Annotated in this window: 16 protein-coding genes; 9 read left to right on the forward strand and 7 right to left on the reverse strand. The window is 66.1% G+C overall.

What is annotated here, in order from left to right:
- The first annotated feature begins 52 nt into the window (after positions 1–52).
- A complete protein-coding gene (locus MUB46_RS11190; protein WP_261615979.1) occupies positions 53–1,009 on the forward strand; it encodes a crotonase/enoyl-CoA hydratase family protein in 957 nt (318 codons plus the stop codon).
- Between the two features lie 23 nt (positions 1,010–1,032).
- On the opposite strand, the gene MUB46_RS11195 is transcribed toward MUB46_RS11190, so the two are convergent.
- On the reverse strand, positions 1,033–3,372 hold the full coding sequence (locus MUB46_RS11195) for a putative bifunctional diguanylate cyclase/phosphodiesterase (RefSeq protein ID WP_261615980.1): 2,340 nt from the start codon (positions 3,370–3,372) through the stop codon (positions 1,033–1,035).
- A 350-nt stretch (positions 3,373–3,722) separates the two neighbouring features.
- Between MUB46_RS11195 and MUB46_RS11200 the strand changes: the two genes are divergently transcribed.
- From MUB46_RS11200 to MUB46_RS11225, 6 genes are all read left to right on the forward strand, one after another.
- Entirely contained in the window at positions 3,723–4,856 is a 1,134-nt protein-coding gene (locus tag MUB46_RS11200) for a carbohydrate kinase family protein (RefSeq protein WP_261615981.1), read from the forward strand.
- A gap of 228 nt (positions 4,857–5,084) precedes the next feature.
- Positions 5,085–6,143, forward strand: a complete 1,059-nt coding sequence (locus MUB46_RS11205; protein ID WP_261615982.1) for an ABC transporter ATP-binding protein — start codon at positions 5,085–5,087, stop codon at positions 6,141–6,143.
- A gap of 1 nt (position 6,144) precedes the next feature.
- Positions 6,145–7,137, forward strand: coding sequence for an ABC transporter permease (locus tag MUB46_RS11210; RefSeq protein ID WP_261615983.1), 993 nt, complete (start codon positions 6,145–6,147; stop codon positions 7,135–7,137).
- Positions 7,130–7,948, forward strand: a complete 819-nt coding sequence (locus MUB46_RS11215; RefSeq protein WP_261615984.1) for an ABC transporter permease — start codon at positions 7,130–7,132, stop codon at positions 7,946–7,948. Before MUB46_RS11210 ends, MUB46_RS11215 begins: the two co-directional genes overlap by 8 nt.
- Positions 7,949–8,005: 57 nt before the next feature.
- Positions 8,006–9,040, forward strand: a complete 1,035-nt coding sequence (locus MUB46_RS11220) for an extracellular solute-binding protein (protein WP_261615985.1) — start codon at positions 8,006–8,008, stop codon at positions 9,038–9,040.
- A 101-nt stretch (positions 9,041–9,141) separates the two neighbouring features.
- Positions 9,142–10,053, forward strand: coding sequence for a nitrilase-related carbon-nitrogen hydrolase (locus MUB46_RS11225; protein ID WP_261615986.1), 912 nt, complete (start codon positions 9,142–9,144; stop codon positions 10,051–10,053).
- A 101-nt stretch (positions 10,054–10,154) separates the two neighbouring features.
- On the opposite strand, the gene MUB46_RS11230 is transcribed toward MUB46_RS11225, so the two are convergent.
- Entirely contained in the window at positions 10,155–11,237 is a 1,083-nt protein-coding gene (locus tag MUB46_RS11230; RefSeq protein ID WP_261615987.1) for a class I SAM-dependent methyltransferase, read from the reverse strand.
- Between the two features lie 212 nt (positions 11,238–11,449).
- Between MUB46_RS11230 and MUB46_RS11235 the strand changes: the two genes are divergently transcribed.
- Positions 11,450–12,481, forward strand: a complete 1,032-nt coding sequence (locus tag MUB46_RS11235) for a histone deacetylase family protein (protein WP_261615988.1) — start codon at positions 11,450–11,452, stop codon at positions 12,479–12,481.
- Between the two features lie 33 nt (positions 12,482–12,514).
- Here the strand turns inward: MUB46_RS11235 and MUB46_RS11240 are convergent, their stop codons facing one another.
- The 5 genes from MUB46_RS11240 to MUB46_RS11260 form a co-directional block, all read right to left on the reverse strand.
- Positions 12,515–13,297 (reverse strand): ZIP family metal transporter, encoded by a 783-nt coding sequence (locus tag MUB46_RS11240; protein WP_261615989.1) that lies wholly within the window; start codon positions 13,295–13,297, stop codon positions 12,515–12,517.
- Positions 13,298–13,345: 48 nt separating this feature from the next.
- Complete coding sequence (locus tag MUB46_RS11245; RefSeq protein WP_261615990.1) at positions 13,346–14,581, reverse strand: CaiB/BaiF CoA transferase family protein; 1,236 nt, start codon at positions 14,579–14,581, stop codon at positions 13,346–13,348.
- A 69-nt stretch (positions 14,582–14,650) separates the two neighbouring features.
- A complete protein-coding gene (locus MUB46_RS11250; protein ID WP_261615991.1) occupies positions 14,651–15,184 on the reverse strand; it encodes an O-acetyl-ADP-ribose deacetylase in 534 nt (177 codons plus the stop codon).
- 80 nt (positions 15,185–15,264) lie between these two features.
- Complete coding sequence (locus MUB46_RS11255; protein WP_261615992.1) at positions 15,265–16,368, reverse strand: patatin-like phospholipase family protein; 1,104 nt, start codon at positions 16,366–16,368, stop codon at positions 15,265–15,267.
- A 4-nt stretch (positions 16,369–16,372) separates the two neighbouring features.
- On the reverse strand, positions 16,373–17,158 hold the full coding sequence (locus tag MUB46_RS11260) for a 3-hydroxybutyrate dehydrogenase (RefSeq protein WP_261615993.1): 786 nt from the start codon (positions 17,156–17,158) through the stop codon (positions 16,373–16,375).
- Positions 17,159–17,322: 164 nt separating this feature from the next.
- On the opposite strand from MUB46_RS11260, the gene MUB46_RS11265 reads away from it, so the two are divergent.
- Positions 17,323–17,820, forward strand: a complete 498-nt coding sequence (locus MUB46_RS11265) for a Fur family transcriptional regulator (RefSeq protein ID WP_261615994.1) — start codon at positions 17,323–17,325, stop codon at positions 17,818–17,820.
- The last annotated feature ends 7 nt before the right edge of the window (positions 17,821–17,827 follow it).

The following is a 17,827-nucleotide window of genomic DNA, read 5'->3' on the forward strand; positions in this document are numbered from 1 at the left end:
AGCGGATAGTTCAAAATGATAGTATTTTGTTAAGCTTAATAGGGTGCGGACGATGTCGAGTTTTGTGTCGCTAGTAGATCGCTCGTTTTCTCGCAAACAACCATCACCTTCCAAAAGCCGGCCGTCGCCAGTCCAGCCAGCCGCGCCGGGGACGGAGTCAACCGAGCGTCCACTTTTCGGCCTCGAGCAGCTCGAGGTGGACTGGGAGGAGGAAACGGGAACCCTGTGGACGTTCATGCGTCCGCATAACCGACCCAGCTATAATCCTGAGTTTCTGAAGGATTTCGAGGCGTGGCAGATCGGTATCCAGTCGATGTTCGCCGGGCAGGAGGACGAACTCCGCTATCTCGTTCTCGGGTCGCGCTGGCCCGGCGTCTACAGCCTGGGTGGTGATCTCGACCTGTTCGCCAGACACATCCGCGACCGCGACCGCGAGGCCCTGGTCGAGTATGGCCGCACCTGCGTGCGGATCCTGCATCGCAACATCGAAACGCTGGACCTGCCGGTGGTGACGATCGCGCTGGCGCAGGGGGACGCGCTGGGCGGCGGTTTCGAGTCGCTGCTGTCGTTCAACGTCGTCATCGCCGAACGGGGCATCAAGTTCGGCTTTCCCGAAAGCTTGTTCGGGTTGTTTCCGGGCATGGGCGCCTACAGCCTGCTGGCGCGCCGCATCGGTGCGGCGAAGGCCGAGGAGATGATCCTGTCCGGCAATTCCTTCACGGCCGAGGAGATGCACGACCTGGGCATCGTCCATATCCTGGCCGAACCCGGCGAGGGCGTTGAGGCGACGCGGGCCTATATCCAGAAGCAGCGGTGGCGGCGCAACGGCTCGCGCGCCGTCTACATGACGGGCCGCCAGGTCGATCCGCTTCCGCTCGAGGAGCTCGAGCGGATCGTGGAGATCTGGGCGGATGCCTGCCTGCTGCTGAGCGATCGCGATCTGCGCCTGATGGAACGGCTGGTCGCCGCGCAGGACCGGCTGCGCAGTGTCCCGCTAGCAGCGGAATAGAAGCCGGGGGACAGGTGCGGCGCTCAGGCGACCGCGACGAGGTTCGCCCGCTGCGCGGGCGAGGCCTGCAGCTTCTCCATGATGGCGTCGAACGGCATGGCGCGGCCGAAGAGATAGCCCTGCCCCTCGTGGCAGCCCTCTTCCTTGACCTGACGCAGCTGTTCCTCCGTCTCGATGCCTTCGGCGACCACGATCATGTTCAGGCTGTTGCCGAGACCGGCGACGGCGCGGACGATCGACGGGGCATCCTGATCGCGACCCAGATCGGCGATGAACGACCGGTCGATCTTGATCTTGTTGAACGGGTATTTGCGCAAGTAGTTCAGCGACGAGTATCCCGTGCCGAAGTCGTCGAGCGAGATCCGCACGCCGAGTACCTTAAGCTGCTCCATCGTGTAGAGCGTGCTCTCGCTTTCCTCGAGCAGCACGCGCTCGGTGATCTCGAGATCGAGGCACTGGGCCGGCAGGCCCGACTTGGCCAGGGCCGAGACCACGCGGGCACCCAGCGACCGGTCGCGGAACTGGACCGGCGACAGGTTGACCGCGACCTTGGTGCCGGCAGGCCATTTGGCCGCGTCCTGGCAGGCGCGCTGCAGGACCCATTCACCGATCGAGATGATGAGCCCGGTCTCCTCCGCGATCGGAACGAACTCCGCCGGCGAGATGTAGCCGCGCTCGGGATGGTGCCAGCGCAGCAACGCCTCGCAGGTTGTGATCTCTCCGGTCTTCAGGTCGATCAGCGGCTGATAGAAGACCTCGATTTCGTTGCGTGACAGCGCGTCGCGCAGGTCGAGTTCGAGCGCGCGGCGGGCCTGGGCGCGCTCCTCCATCTCCGCGGCGAAGAAACGGTGCTCGCCGCCGCCATTGCCCTTGGCGGCATAGAGCGCCATGTCGGCGTTCTTGATCAACTCGTCGGCGTCGATGCCGTCCTGCGGCGCGACCGCGATGCCGATCGAGGCGCCGATGTCGATGCGGTGCCCCTCGACGTCGAACGGCACGGACAGTGCCTTCACCAAGCGGCGGGCGAGGCGCCCGGAATCCTGCCGGCGCGACGGGGTCGACTGCAGGATGACGAACTCGTCGCCGCCGAAGCGGGCGATCATGTCTCCGGTGCGCACGACCGAGCCGAGGCGGCGCGACACCTCCTTGAGCAGCTTGTCGCCGATGGGATGTCCAAGCGTGTCGTTGACCTGCTTGAACCGGTCGATATCGATCAGGTGCAGGGCGATCTGATTGCCGCCTTCGCGCACTATCTCCAGCATCTCGTTGATGCGCTCGCGGAAATGGTTGCGGTTCGGCAGGCCGGTCAGGTCGTCGTAGCGGGCGAGATAGGCGATCCTCTCCTGGGCGGCCTTGCGCTCGGTGACGTCCTCGAGGATGACCACCGAGCCGCCGTCGGCCATCATCCGGCGCGACAGCGCCATGATGCGCTCGCCGTCGACGGAGACGAAGACCTGGCCGTGGTGGTCCTGCCTCAGGCCGCGGGTGAGTTCGTAGACGATCGAACGGACGCCCCGGCCGGAATGATTGCCCGCACGGATCGAGTACCGGACCAGGTCGCGGATCGTCGTGCCGACCTTGATCGGCGCATCGAACAGGTTGAGCAGCTCGATGAAGCGGGCGTTCCACACCTTCAGCCTGTCCTGATCGTCGAACATGCACAGGCCGTGCGACATGTTGTTGAGGGCGATGTCGAAACGGTTGGCCTGCTCCTCGTAGCGGGCCGCCAGCGCAGCTTCCTTGCGCGTCATCGTCAGCGCCTGAATGATGATGTCGCGAATGGACAGGGTGATGTCGACCATCCCGTAGATGAACATCAGGATGACGAAACCGAGCGCCTTGTGGAGCCAGTCCGGATAGATCAGCAGCGAGATCGCAAGCGGCAGCGTGGTGAGCGTGAGCTGGCCGACCGCGATGATCGGTCGGCCGGCGTTGCGGCCCGAAATGGCGGCGGCATATCCCGCTGCGGTGGTGGCGACCGCCAGATGCAGAGTTGCGTCCGTGGTATGCGTCAGCGTGATGTAGCAGAGCAGCCCGAGAAGCGCGGAGAAGCCCCAGGCGCCGTACTCGTAGATTCGTTCCCAGATTTGCGTGGCGGCGACATCGTCGGCAAGCTTGCGGCGCTTGTAGATGACGGCGGAGACGACACGCAGCAGCCCGACCGCGAAAATCGCGATAGACGTGGCCAGGATCGCGGGATCGTTCGCCTTGATCGCGACGGCCGCGCCGATAATGCCGCACGCGATCGCGCCCACTGCCAGGGACGACAGCGGTGCGAACAACGACTCAACCAGCGCCGCGCGAATCTCAGGCGAGAGTTGCGCGTCGTCTTGGCGTGTCGCGAGGAGTCTGCGTAGGAGCATTTACATTCCAAGGCTCGCGTCGACCGTCTCGAATCTGAAGCCAGTTGGTCAAAATTTCACAAACTTGGACCATTTATCCGGGATTTGGTAAAAGGAACGCCATCAGACGCGCTTAATTTTTAGATAAGCGGATAAGGAACGCGTAAATATGAGCTTCCGGTTTTTCTTTCCGGCGCCGCGCGTGTGCCGGCATAAGCGCTGAATTTCATGCGCTCCCCTTGGCTTTTTCGCATCCTTAATATCTAGGCAAGCAAGCAACCGGTAGTCGCAGAGCGGGCACGCCGCCCCACGACCGCGACCCCGCCGGCCCCGGCCCCGCCAACCCCGGCCGGACATGAAGAAAGTGGTTTATGACCGATAACCAGCGCCCCGATCCCACGCGCCCCGAACCCGCACGGCACCGGGCCGTCACGGTCGGCTCGGCCACGGTCGACATCATCACCGTGATCGCCGACCGCGACATCGAGCGCGTAACCATGACGAACGTCACGGCCTCCTTTCTGCTGCTCGAGGAGGGGCGCAAGATCGAGGCCGAAAGCATCACCATCCATCCGGGCGGCGGCGCGCTGAACAGCGCCGTCTGCCTGGCGCGGCTCGGCTACGCGACGGCGCCGATCGTCAAGCTCGGCACCGACCTGAACGCGGCCAAGATACTGGAGACATTCGACGCGGAGGGCCTGGCCCGGGACCTGGTGCGCCAAAGCGAAAGCCTCGACACCGGCATCACGGTGATGGTCTCCTCGCACGACCGTAACGCGTCGATTTTCACGTTCCGTGGCGCCAATACGCTGATTTCGCGCGATGACGTGCCGGAAGACGCGTTCCTGGGCGCCGGACTCGTCCACGTTTCCGGTCTCAGCAACACGTCCGCCGATCAGCACGGTCATGTGGTCGGCGCGGCCCGGCGCGCCGGCGCGTTCGTCTCGAACAATCCGGGCATCCGGCAACTCACCTCGCGCCGGGAAGCGTTCTTCGCGGCGCTGGCCGATATCGATCTGATCAGCATCAACCGGGTCGAGGCCGAGGCTCTGATGCCCGGGCTGGCGGCGCGACTGCCGGATGAGGCGGCGCCGCATATTCCCGACGACGCGCCGGAGCTGATGCGCCGCGGTCTGGACGGTTCGGGCTTCGACATGTCGCTGGAAGGGTTCTGCGCGGCGGTCGGCAGCATGGGGCCGCGCTACGTGGCGGTCACGGATGGCACCAGGGGCGCGTATCTGTGGGCGCGCGGCGCGCTCTATTTCTGTCCGCCGCTACGGGTCGACGTGGCCGGGACGGCGGGGGCCGGCGATGCGTTCGCCGCCACGCTTGCCGCCGCGCTCGTGCACGATGAAGGCCCGGATCGGGCGCTGGCGGCGGCGACAGCCAATGCCGCCTCCGTCGTGGGGTACATCGATACCCAGACGGGCCTCCTCACCAGGACGGAGCTCGGGGACTACGTTGCGGAAACCGGGGAGGCCCTCAATGTGCGCCAATTGCTCTGACGTGCTGCGGCAACCGTCGCTCCGCGCCGCCGTCGCGAACGCGGTCGGCCCAGTGGGATCATCTCTATGTGATCACAAATTTTGCTCTTGGGTCGCTGAATAAAGCGATTGTAAACGCTATGAAACTGGCAGCGCCTCTTGCGCGGGTCAGGTTCTGTGATAGCATTTTTTAAAACAAATGCGGATGGGGGTGTTCGGTTGGCCAAAGCGGCTGTCGAAGCGCGCAACGTGACCAAAGCTTTCGGCGAGGGACCCGATCGTGTCCTGGCACTGAACGACGTCAGCGTTGAAATCGGCGAAAACGAATTCTTCACGCTGCTGGGGCCGTCGGGCTGCGGCAAGACCACGCTCTTGCGGCTGATCGCGGGGTTCGATCACCCCACCGCCGGCACGATCCTTCTGAACGGCGAGGATATATCCGGCCTCCCGCCATTCAAGCGACCGGTCAACACGGTGTTCCAGAACTACGCCCTGTTTCCGCACATGACGGTCGCCGGCAATATCGGTTTCGGCCTGGAGATGCTGGGCAGGTCGAAGCCGGACGTCGCCTCGACGGTCGACGAGATGCTCCGTCTGGTGCGGATGGAGGCGCTGAAGAACCGGCGCACCAGTCAGATTTCCGGCGGCCAGCAGCAACGCGTGGCGCTCGCCCGGGCACTGGCGCCGCAACCGAAGGTGCTGCTGCTCGACGAGCCGCTTTCGGCGCTCGACCTGAAACTCCGCAAGGAAATGCAGATCGAGCTGAAGCGGCTGCAGAACGAGACCGGCATCACCTTCATCTTCGTGACGCACGACCAGGAAGAGGCGCTGACCATGTCGGACCGCATCGCGGTCATGAGCAACGGCTCCATCCTGCAGGTCGGCTCGCCGCGCGAGATCTACGATCACCCCTCCGACCGGTTCGTGGCCAACTTCATCGGCGACACCAACCTGATGGAGGCCGACGTCGTGTCGGCGGCGAACGGCACCGCGCGGCTCAGGCTGCCGTCCGGGGTCGAAGTCGACGCGGACGTTCCCGACGGTATGCGGCCGGAAGGGCGCGTCACCGCGGTGGTGCGGCCGGAGCACGCCGCCCTCGCCGGGGACGCGGGCGCCGCGATGCTGTCGGGAACGCTGGAGACCGTCGTCTATTTCGGCACCGACACGCATTATCACGTCCGTCTCCCCGATGGCGGGCTGTTCACCGTCCGCGCGCAGAATGCCCGCGGGCACGCGGAAGCGCGGCAGCAGGGGAGCCCGGTGGGCATCCACCTGAGCGAGCGCTCCGTGCAGGTGCTGCGGGACTGACATGGCGTCGCAGGAGACCGCCCCGACTTCGCCACCGGGCGCGTCTGCGCCCGACCCCGCGACGCCTGATCCCGCACGGTCCGAACACTCCTATGTCGAAGAGGCGCGGCGCCGGGAGGTCCGCGGCAAGTGGCTGCTCGCGGCGCCGGCGCTGGTCGTGCTGCTGGCGGCCGCGTCCGGACCGCTGCTGATCGTCCTGGTCTATTCGTTCCTGACGCCCGATCCCTATGGCGGCGTCGAATGGCAGTTCTCGTTGCAGGGCTGGTTCCAGGTCGTGTTCGCCCGCGACATCTTCGACGAAACGATCGGGCTTGCCGACGCGCATCTGTCGATCTTCTGGCGCTCGGTGCAACTGTCGTTCCTGACGACGCTGCTGACGCTGATCTTCGGTTTTCCGACCGCCTATTTCATCGCCACGCGGCCGCAGCAGTATCGCGAGCTCTGGCTGTTCCTGATCACGATCCCGTTCTGGACGAACCTCCTGATCAGGACCTTCGCGATCATGGAGGTGATCCGCAACGAGGGCATCATCAACACCATCCTGATGACAACCGGGATCATCGAGCAGCCGATCCAGATGCTGTTCACGGACTTCGCCATCCTGCTCGGCATGGCGTATGTCTATCTGCCGTTGATGGTGCTGCCGCTCTACGCCTCGATGGAGAAGCTCGACTTCCGCCTCGTCGAGGCCGCCTACGATCTCTACGCGACCCGCTTCCAGGCGCTCAGGCGGGTGATCATTCCGGCGGTGAAGCCCGGTATCGTGGCCGGGGCCATTCTCGTCTTCATCCCCTCGCTTGGCGCCTATGTGACGCCGCGGGTGCTCGGCGGCGGGAAGCACCTGATGCTCGGCAACCTGATCGAGCTGCAGTTCGGGCAGGGGCGCAACTGGCCGCTCGGCGCGGCGCTGTCGATCACGCTTCTGGCGATCGTCATGGTGGCGCTGATCTCCTATGTGCGCAACGCGGGGCGCACGGATGCCGGCCATGGCTGAGGCCCGCACCACGTCCCGGCCGTTCTCGGTCAAGCGGCTGCCCGGCTTCACCACGGTCGCGATCATCTGTTTCGTGGCCCTCTACGCGCCGATCATCACGTTGGTCGTCTATTCGTTCAACGCCGGCACCTCCGTGGCCGTCTGGGAAGGGTTTTCCTGGCGCTGGTATGCCGAGGCCTGGCAGAACGAGCAGGTGCAGGACGCCTCCATCCGCTCGGTCATTATCGCAAGCTGGGCCGCGCTCATCGCGACGACGCTCGCCACCATGGCGGCGTTGGCCACGACGCGGACCCGGCCGTATCGCGGGCTGACGGTGATCTACGCGCTCATCAATCAGCCGCTGATGGTTCCGGAGATCGTCAGCGCGGTCGCGCTGCTGATCTTCTTCGCGATGATCAAGGTCTCGACGGGCTATTCCGGGCTCGGATACCTGATCGCCGCCCACAGCGCCTTCTGCATCCCGTTCGCCTACCTGCCGATCCGGGCGCGGCTGGAAAGCATGGACCTGACGCTCGAGGCGGCCGCCGCCGATCTCTACGCCACGCCGTGGAAGGCGTTCCGGCGGGTCACGCTGCCGTTGCTCTGGCCCGGCATTCTGGCCGGCGCCATGCTGGCCTTCGTCATCTCGCTGGACGACGTGGTGATCACCGAGTTCGTCAAGTCGGCGGGCCAGGACACGCTGCCGACCTATATGCTGGGGCAGATCCGGCGAACGCTGACGCCCGAGATGAACGCCATCTCGACGGTTTTCCTGGGGATATCGATCGGGTTGGTGACGGTTTTCTTCTTCCTGAATCGAAGAAGGAAGTAGAGGCCCCCTGTCGCCCGGCGACGTCCGGGCGGGGCCAATCAAAGAGGGAGAATGAATATGAAGTGGAACCTGACCACGAGCGCCGCGGTCGCCGCGCTGCTGGCTTCGACGGCGATCGCCTCGGCGGCCGGCGAACTGAACATCTACAACTGGGGCGACTACACCAGCCCCGAACTGATCAAGAAGTTCGAGGAGAAGTACGACGTCAAGGTCACCGTCACCGACTACGATTCGAACACCACCGCGCTCGCCAAGGTGAAGGCGGGCGGCCACGGCTTCGACATCGTCGTCCCGTCGGCGAGCTACGTGCCGGTCTGGGTGCGCGAAGGGCTGCTGCTGGAGTCGCGCCCCGACCAGATGGAGAACTTCAAGAACGTCGACGAGCGCTGGATCAACGTCGATTGGGATCCGGGCCGCCACTACACCGTGCCGTGGCAGTGGGGATCGACCGGTGTCGCGGTCAACACGTCCGCCTATTCCGGCGACCCGAACACGTCGGCGATCTTCATGGATCCGCCGGAAGAGCTGGTCGGCAAGGTCAACATCATCCCGGAAATGGGCGACATCCTGCATCTCGCCATCTTCTACGAAGGCGGCAAGGTCTGCGAAGACGACAAGGCCATTCTGAAGAAGGTCCGCGACGGTCTGGTCGCCGCCAAGCCGAAGTGGCTGTCGATGGACTACGGCATGTCCGACAAGCTCGCCGCCGGCGACGTGATGGCGAGCGTCAACTGGAACGGGTCGTCCCTGCGCGCCCGGCTGCAGAATCCGGACATCGTCTACGGCTATCCGAAGGAAGGCTACATCCTGTGGATGGACTCGGTCGCGGTGCTGGCCGACGCCAAGAACGTCGAGAACGCCAAGCTGTTCCAGAACTTCATCATGGAGCCGGAGAACGCGGCGCTGATCTCCGCCTTCGCCCGCTACGGCAACGGCATCAAGGGCTCGCAGGAGTTCATGCCGGATGACATGAAGTCCGCGCCGGAAATCAACGTTCCGGCCGAGTTCGCGGACAAGGGCCGGTTTATTCCCGACTGCCCGCAGGACGTTCGCGCGCTCCACACGGCGATCTGGACCGAGCTGCAGAAGTAAGCCGCTTTGGCTGCCGAAGGCCCATGCCGGGCCTTCGGTTCGCCCTCAGGCCCGCTCCGCCCTATAAACCCCAGCCAGAGACGACGGAGGCAGAGCCAGACGTGAACGACACACTCACCATTGCCCTGTGGGCGACCAATCTGTCCGTGCCGGTAAACGGGCTCGCCGGCTGGGCGGCGCGCGTCGAGGCCAAGATGGCGGAGGCGGCGGACGCCGGGGCGAAGATCCTGGTGATGCCCGAATACGCCGCCGAACAGTGGCTGAGCTTCAAGCCGGAGGGGCTGAAGCCGACCGAGGAAATCGGCTGGATGGCGGACCAGGCCGCCGAGGCGCTGGCGCTGTTGAAGCCGCTGCCGGAAAAGTACGGTGTGGCGCTGCTGGCGGGCACGATGCCCTGGCGGGCGGAGGAGGGCTGCCGCAACCGCGCCTGGCTGCTGTTGCCGGACGGCCGCGCCATCCACCAGGACAAGCTGGCGCTGACGCCGGGCGAACAGGACCCGGACAGCTGGCACCTTGCGACCGGAGACGAGATCCGCATCGTCGAGTGGGAGGGTCTGCGGCTTGCCATGCTTGTCTGCCTCGACGTCGAGATGCCGGCGCTGTCAAGCCTGCTCGCGCCGCAGAACGTCGATCTCCTGATGGTGCCGTCGATGACCTATTATCTTTCGGGCTACAGCCGCGTGTTCGGCTGTGCCAAGGCGCGCGCGGTGGAGCTGATGAGCGCGGTCGCCGTGACCGGCTGCGTCGGTGCGGCGCCGGGAACCACCCAGAACGACCAGAACGTCTCGGGATGCGCCGTCTACATGCCCTGCGAGACCGAGCTCGGCTTCACCGGCATCCATTCGACGATCGGCCCGGTCGACACCGACGTGGTCGACGGCAATCAGGGCGACGGACCGTTCCTGATCGCCCGCGACATTCCGATCGGCGTCATCCGCCAGAAGCGGGCAGGTGCCGCCGAGGTCTGGCCCGGTGCCTGGAGCGCCAAGCACGTCAGCGTGTCGAGCGCGTAGACGACTGTCGGACAGGCGACGACCATTCCCGGGAAGCCAACGATAGCAGCTTTCCCGGGACGATCGCCGCCTGCGCCCGATGGCGGGGCGTCCACCACGGCTCAGGGGCGGCAGACGTAGTAGACGTTCATGATGTCGTGCTCGAGCTCGTACTGTGTCACGGACGAGAAGCCGGCATCGGCCATGTAGGACAGGGCCGTCTCGCACCCCCACATGGTGCCGAGGCCCTCGCCGCCCTGGGCGAGCGATACGGTCATGCAGTGCATGGTCGAGACCGTGTAGAGAAACGGCGCCAGCGGGTGGTCCATGTTGCCGTGATGATGGTGCGAGCCCCTGATGTCCTGGCAGATGTAGACGCCATCGTGCTTCAGGGCCCGGCGGATACCGCGCAGCACCGCCATCGGATCGGCCTGGTCGTGGATGGCATCGAAGGTCAGCACGAGGTCGAACGCGGCCGCCTCGACGGTCGCCTCGAGATCGGTGACGTCGCGGCTGTAGAACGCGACGTTGGTGCTGCCCTGCTGCCGGGCTTCCGCGCGGGCAAAGGCAATGGCGTCGTCCGACAGGTCGTAGCCGACGAAGGTGGAGTTCGGGAAGGCGGCGGCAAGACTGTTGAGGGCGCGGCCGCGGCCGCAGCCGACGTCGAGCACCCGGATGCCCCTCTCCAGCTTGCCGACCAGCCCGTCGACGAGGGGCAGGATCTTGTCGACGAGGTTGGGAACGACCGTCTGGTTCGAGTCCTCCATCATCACCTCGTGGAAGCGCTCGAACCTCTCGTAAGGCACCCCGCCGCCCTCGCGGAAGCAGTCGACGATGTCCGTCTCGACGCCGGCCAGAACCGGAATGATCTGCGCCGCGACCGCCATGTTGTCGCCCTCGCCATCGCGTGTGAGAACGCGGGCATGTTCGTCCGGAAGCCGGTACGTGCCGGTGTCGGGATCGTGGTCGACGATACGCCCGACGGTCATGGCGCCCAGCCATTCGCGCACGTATCGCTCCTGCAGGTCGGCGGCTTTGGCGATTTCGGCGCTGTTCGCCCACGCCATGCCCGCCATCGTGTCGAACAGGCCGGTGCGATGGCCGATCGCCACCGTCAGGCACAGGGCGCCGTCGTTGATCATGCCGATCACACGGCCCTCGAATTCCTGGGCCCGGTCGGTATCCGCTCGAAACATCTGGTTCATGTCGTGTGTGCCTTTCCTCGTGTTGGGCCACTCCCCGTGTCGGGACGGGGCGCGAGCAAACCGGATGCGGTTTGCAGAACGACGTCGCCGACGTTTCCGTTCGGCCGCTGACCGTTTCGATTGTTTCTCGGCTAATGTGGCGGCGCGGCTGGGCGCGCCCGCCTGAATTCGCTAGACAGGGCCGGACGCAGCCGAGCCGAGGATCCCGATCCATGAAAACCGTCTACTCCGACGATCACCGCCTTCATGCCGCGAAGAAGGAGCTGGTCGACGGGACATTGATGCCCGCGCACGAACGGCCGCAGCGCGCCGACATCATCCTGGCGCGGGTCAGGGAGGTGGGGCTCGGCGAGATCCTGGCGCCGGAGGATTTCGGGGTCGCGCCGCTGGCGCGGGTACATGACGGGCGCTACCTCGCGTTCCTCGAGTCGGCGTGGGACATGTGGAAGGAGACGGGCCGGGAGTGGGACGCGCTGCCGCTCGTCTGGCCGGTGCGCGGCCTGCGCGCGATCGAGCCGGAGGATATCGACGGCAAGCTCTCCTACTTCTCGTTCGACGCCGGCGCGCCGATCACCGCAGGCACCTGGCCGGCGGTCCGGGCGAGCGCCAACGTGGCGCTGACGGCGGCGCGGCTGGTCAAGGATGGCGAGCGGGTGGCCTTCGGCCTGTGCCGCCCGCCGGGCCATCACGCCGCCGCCGACTATTGCGGCGGCTACTGCTTCCTCAACAACGCCGCGATCGCCGCCCAGTGGCTGCGCGACCAGGGCGCCCAGAGGATTTCCGTCCTCGACATCGACTATCATCACGGCAACGGCACGCAGTCGATCTTCTACGAGCGCGCCGACGTTCAGTTCCTGTCGCTGCACGGCGATCCCAGGCAGGAGTATCCCTATTTCCTGGGCTATGCCGACGAGATCGGGGCCGGGCGGGGCGAAGGCTACAACGTCAACTATCCGATGGAATGGGGCACGGCTTACGACGCCTGGGGGCAGGCGCTGAAGGATGCCTGCCACGAGGTCGCCTCCTACGCGCCGGACGCCGTCGTCGTGTCGCTCGGAGTCGACACGTTCGAGAAGGACCCGATCTCCCAATTCAAGCTGAAGAGCCCCGACTATCTGGATATCGGCAAGACGATGGCCGGGTTGGGCCTGCCGACCGTGATCCTGATGGAGGGCGGCTACGCGGTCGACGAGATCGGCATCAACGCCGTCAACGTGCTGACCGGCTTCGACGACGCGGTCTAGCAGACCGAGCGGCGACCGCGGACCTCGCTGACCTCAGCCGAGCGTCACGTCGAGGAACATCATGACCACAAGGCCGACCACCAGACCGGCGGTGGCCTGGTTCTGGTTTCCCCGGCTGTGCGTCTCCGGGATGATCTCGTGGCTGATGACGTAGAGCATGGCGCCGGCGGCGAAGGCGAGGCCCCATGGCAGGAGCGGTTGCGAAACATAAACCGCGCCGGCGCCCAGCAGTCCGCCGACCGGCTCGACGATTCCGGTCGCCGACGCGATCAGAAAGGCGCTCGTTCGCGAATAGCCCTGCGAGGCCAGCGCGACGGCGACCGCAAGGCCCTCCGGCGCATTCTGCAGCCCGATGCCGGTGGCGAGCGACAGCCCGTTGGCGAAATCGCCGGCGCCGAAACCGATACCGACCGCCAGGCCTTCGGGGAAGTTGTGGATCGTGATGGCGATCACGAACAGCCAGATCTTCCTGAGGCTCGGCGAGGCCGGCCCTTCCGGGCCGAGCAGGAAGTGCTCGTGCGGGACGGATTCGTTGATCCAGGCGATCGTGGCGACGCCGAGAACGAGGCCGCCGACGCAGATCGTCGCGGCCGCGAACGTACTGTCGTAAAGCTGCCCGGCGGAGTCGAGGCCGGGAATGATCAGCGAGAAGAACGAGGCGGCCAGCATGACGCCGGCGGCGAACCCGAGCAGGGCATCCTGCGTTCGCGTGGAAATGTCCCGGCCGAAGAACACCGGCAGCGCGCCGACGGACGTCATCGCCCCGGCGAGCAGGCTGCCGATCGTACCGAGCAGGACAGGATGCGCGTCGAGCATTGAGCGGCCCTTTGGCCGTCGAATCAGTGAACCGACGCGAATCCTAGCTCAGATCACGCCGGAATCGCGCAGCTTGTCGCGTTCGGCCGCATCGAGGCCCAGCACGTCCGCCAGCACATCGTCGGTATGCTGTCCGAGATACGGCGGCGGATTGCGATAGCTGACGGGCGTCTCCGACAGTTTCAGCGGATTGCCGATCAGATCCACGGCGCCGGACCCGGCGAGCGGATGATCCATCGCGATCTTCATGTCGCGCGCGGCGACCTGCGGCTCGGCGAAGGCGTCGGCGATGGTGTTGACCGGCCCGGCCGGCACGCCCCGTTCCTCCAGGCCCTTAAGGATGTCGTCGCGTTTGCGGGTCTTGAGCCGTTCGGCGATCTTAGGCACCAGTTCGTCGCGATGGGAGACGCGGGCGCTGTTGGTCGCGTACGGCTCCTCGGCAAGCTCCGGGGCGCCGAGAAAATCGCAGAAGCGCCGATACTGGCTGTCGTTGCCGACGGCGACGATGACATGGCCGTCCACGGTCTCGAACACCTGATAGGGCACGATATTGGCGTGGGCGTTGCCGCGCTGGACCGGCACCTGTCCGGAGGTGAGGTAGTTGGTGCCTTCGTTGATCAGCCAGGCGACCTGGGTGTCGACCAGGCCGATGTCGATGTACTGGCCCTGGCCCGTGGCGTCGCGGTGGCGCAGCGCGGCGAGGATCGCGGTGGAGGCATACATGCCGCACATCACGTCGGCGATGGCGACGCCGACCTTGACCGGCTCGGTGCCGGGCACGCCGGTGATCGACATGATGCCGCCCATGCCCTGCGCCAGATAGTCGTAGCCGGCGCGCATCCGGTTCGGGCCGGTCTGGCCGAAGCCGGTGATCGAGCAATAGACCAGACCCGGCAGCTCGTCCTTCAGGTCGTCGTAGGCGAGACCGTACTTCGCCAGCCCGCCGACCTTGAAGTTCTCGACGAAGGCGTCGCATTTCGCGGCCAGCCGCTTCACCAGCGCTGCGCCCTCGGGCCTTGCGACATCGACGGCGAGCGAGCGCTTGTTGCGATTGGCCGACAGGTAGTACGCGCTTTCGGCGGTATCCCGGCCGTCGGCGTCCTTGACGTAGGGCGGACCCCACTTGCGGGTGTCGTCGCCTTCGCCGGGCCGCTCGATCTTGATCACGTCGGCGCCGAGGTCGCCCAGGAGCTGGGTGCAGGTCGGCCCGGCCAGGATGCGGGTGAGGTCAAGGATGCGGATGCCCGCGAGCGGGCCGGTGTTCTGCCGTTTTTCTTCTGTCATCATTTCCCGTCCGGCGAAAAAGGACCGCCATCCTAGCCGGGCGCGGCCAGGATGGAAGTGGTCCCCTCGTCATAGGCGGGTTGCAGGAATGGAGGCTTCTTCGGCCGCCTGCTCGTGTCGCTTCGCCGACGCCTCGTCGAAACAGCACAGGACGATGCGGTCGAAGGCGTCCGGCGCGGCTTCGGCCACCTCGTGCACCGTCCGGACCGCGATCTCCGCGGCACGGTCGGGCGGGAAGCCGAAGATGCCCGTCGAGATCGCCGGAAAGGCGACGGATCTCAGGTCATGGTCTCTGGCGAGGTCCAGGGACGTCTGGTAGCAGCCTGCCAGCAACGCGTCCTCGCCGGCAGAGCCGCCGTGCCAGACGGGGCCGACCGTATGGATGACGTGGCCGGCGGGCAGGTGGTAGCCGCCGGTGATGCGCGCCTCGCCGGTCGGGCAATGGCCGATCGTCCGGCATTCCTCGGCGAGCCCGGGACCGGCGGCGCGGTGGATCGCGCCGCAGACGCCGCCGCCGGGCAGCAACGCCTCGTTCGCCGCGTTGACGATCGCGTCGACGGGCAGCGTCGTGATATCGGCGACACGGATCTCGATTGCTGTCATGCGCCGATTTCAGCACGCGGGCGCACGCCGGCCAACCCCGCGCGAGCGAATTCCGATGTCTCGCGTGCGTCCTCGCCTCGCTACTCGAATATGCGGCGCATGTCGGCGGTCGATTGTTCGCCGCGGTTCTGATGGAACTGCTCGACGAAGCGCTCGGCGGCGGCGCGGCCCCTGTCGCGCAGGAAGGTAAGAAACTTCCACTCGGCGTTGAACTTGCTGGAGGCGGTCAGGCCGTTCAGGGATTCGCCGCCGTCGATCACGTGAACGCGGATCTGCCGGTAGCGGTCAGCCGGCAAGACGCCCTGTTCGACCAGCCGGTCGACGAACTCGATCGCCCTCAGCTCCTTGAGGAGCGAGGAGTTGAACGTGATCTCGTTCATGCGATTGAGGATCTCGCGGGCGGATTTCGGCGTTTCCGGCCGTTCGATCGGGTTGATCTGGATCAGCAGCAGGTCGCGGGCCTCGGTCTCGTAGAAGAACGGCCACAGCGCCGGGTTGCCGGAGTACCCTCCGTCCCAGTAGGGAACGCCGTCGATCTCGACGGCCTGGAACATCAGGGGGATGCAGGCCGAGGCCATCACGTGGTCGGCCGTGATCTCCCGGTTATGGAAGAGCTTCACCTTGCCGGTGCGCACATTCGTCGCCGACAGGAACAGCCGGACGGAGTCGCAGGCGCGGACCGCGTCGAAATCGACGATCTCCTCGAGCAGGTCCTTCAGCGGGTTGAGATTGAGCGGGTTGAACTCGTAGGGCGACACGAAACGGCTGATGAGATCGACCATCATGAAGCCGGGCGACCAGTCCAGGCTCCAGTTGCCCATCATCCGGTCGACGACGGTGCGCTGGACCGGCGACATCCGCGAGCTGCGGCTGACCGCGCGCCAATAGTCCTCCAGCGCCCGCCGCGCTCCGTCGGGGCCGCCCTTGTGATAGCCCGACACCAGGGCGACGGCGTTCATGGCGCCGGCGCTCGTGCCGCTGATGCCGTCGATCTTCAGAGGACCCCGCTCCAGGATCCAGTCGAGCACACCCCAGGTGAAGGCGCCGTGCGCGCCGCCGCCCTGCAGGGCGAGATTGATCGGCGTGTGCGCGTCGACGGGGGCGTCGATGTCGAAGAGCTTCGGCGCCGGCTTCGCCGGCTGCGCGGCCCGTGCGCCTTTGGCGGTGGCCTTTCGGGCGGCCATCGGGCTACTGCGCCGTCCAGCCGCCGTCGACCGGCAGCAGCGAGCCGGTGATCGAGCGGGCGCCGTCGGAACACAGGAACACCGCGATGTCGGCGACCTCGTCCACGGTGACGAACTCCTTGGTCGGCTGGGCGGCGAGCAGGACGTCCCGCTTGACCGCCTCCTCGCTGATGCCGCGGGCCCTGGCGGTATCGGGGACCTGCTTCTCGACGAGCGGGGTCCAGACGTAGCCGGGGCAGATGGTGTTGACCGTGATGCCGTGCTCGGCGGTCTCCAGGGCCACCGTCTTGGTGAGGCCGGCGAGGCCGTGCTTGGCCGCCACATAGGCGGCCTTGTACGGCGAGGCGACGAGGGCGTGGGCCGATCCGGTGTTGATGATACGACCCCAGCCGCGTTCCTTCATGCCGGGAACCGCGGCGCGCATGCCGTGAAAGGCGGCGGACAGGTTGATCGCGATGATCGCGTCCCATTTCTCGACGGGAAAGTCCTCTACCGGCGAGACGAACTGGATGCCGGCATTGTTGACGAGGATGTCGACGGCGCCGAACGCCTTTTCCGCGTCGGCGATCATGGCGGCGATCTCGTCGGGCCTGGTCATGTCGGCCGGCGAATGGCGAACCTCGACCTTGTGCTTGTCCGCCATCTCGCTTCGCGTCGCCTCGATCTCCGCCGGGTCGCCGAACCCGTTGAGCGTGATATTGGCGCCATGGCTGGCCAGGGCGTTTGCGATGGCGTGGCCGATGCCGGAGGTGGAGCCGGTGACGACGGCGGATTTACCCTTGAGAGTCATTCAAAGCCCTTTCTACTGGCAGCGCGTCCGTGACGGACTACATAGGATATATTGCGCTGCAGCAAAGGCGTGAAGCAGGCGCGTCGCTGTATCGCGGCCTCCGACGGGCTATACTGAAGCCCCTGCACTGGTTTGGCGCCGGAAATGGCGTTAAGGAACGCGATATGTCGGACTTCCCGAATCCCGGCCACGATCACGACGTCTGCGCCGACCGCGTGGTGCGGGTTGCGCGCGCGGTGTGCCGGCGCCGCGGCGTCCGGCTGACGAGCCAGCGCGAGAAGGTGCTCGACGTGCTGGCGCAGAGCCATCGGCCGATGGGGGCCTATGAAATCCTCGACATGATGGCCGAGAACGGGAAACGGCCGGCGCCGATCACGGTCTACCGGGCGCTCGATTTCCTGCTTCAGCAGGGGCTCGCGCACCGGATCGAGAGCCGCAACGCCTATGTCGCCTGCATGATCGGCGACGCGGCGCACGAGGGGGCGGTGTTCCTGATCTGCCGAGGCTGCGGCAATGTCGGCGAGGCGCCGGCGGACGACGTCGAAGCGGCGATCGCGAAGGTGGCGCGGGACAGCAATTTCAGCCCCGATCTGGCTGTGGTCGAGATCGAGGGCCTGTGCAGCCATTGCGCCGGCGGCTCGCGGCGCGGTTCGGTGCAGTAGGAAGCGA

The organism is Microbaculum marinisediminis (genome assembly GCF_025397915.1).
GTDB lineage: Bacteria > Pseudomonadota > Alphaproteobacteria > Rhizobiales > Tepidamorphaceae > Microbaculum > Microbaculum marinisediminis.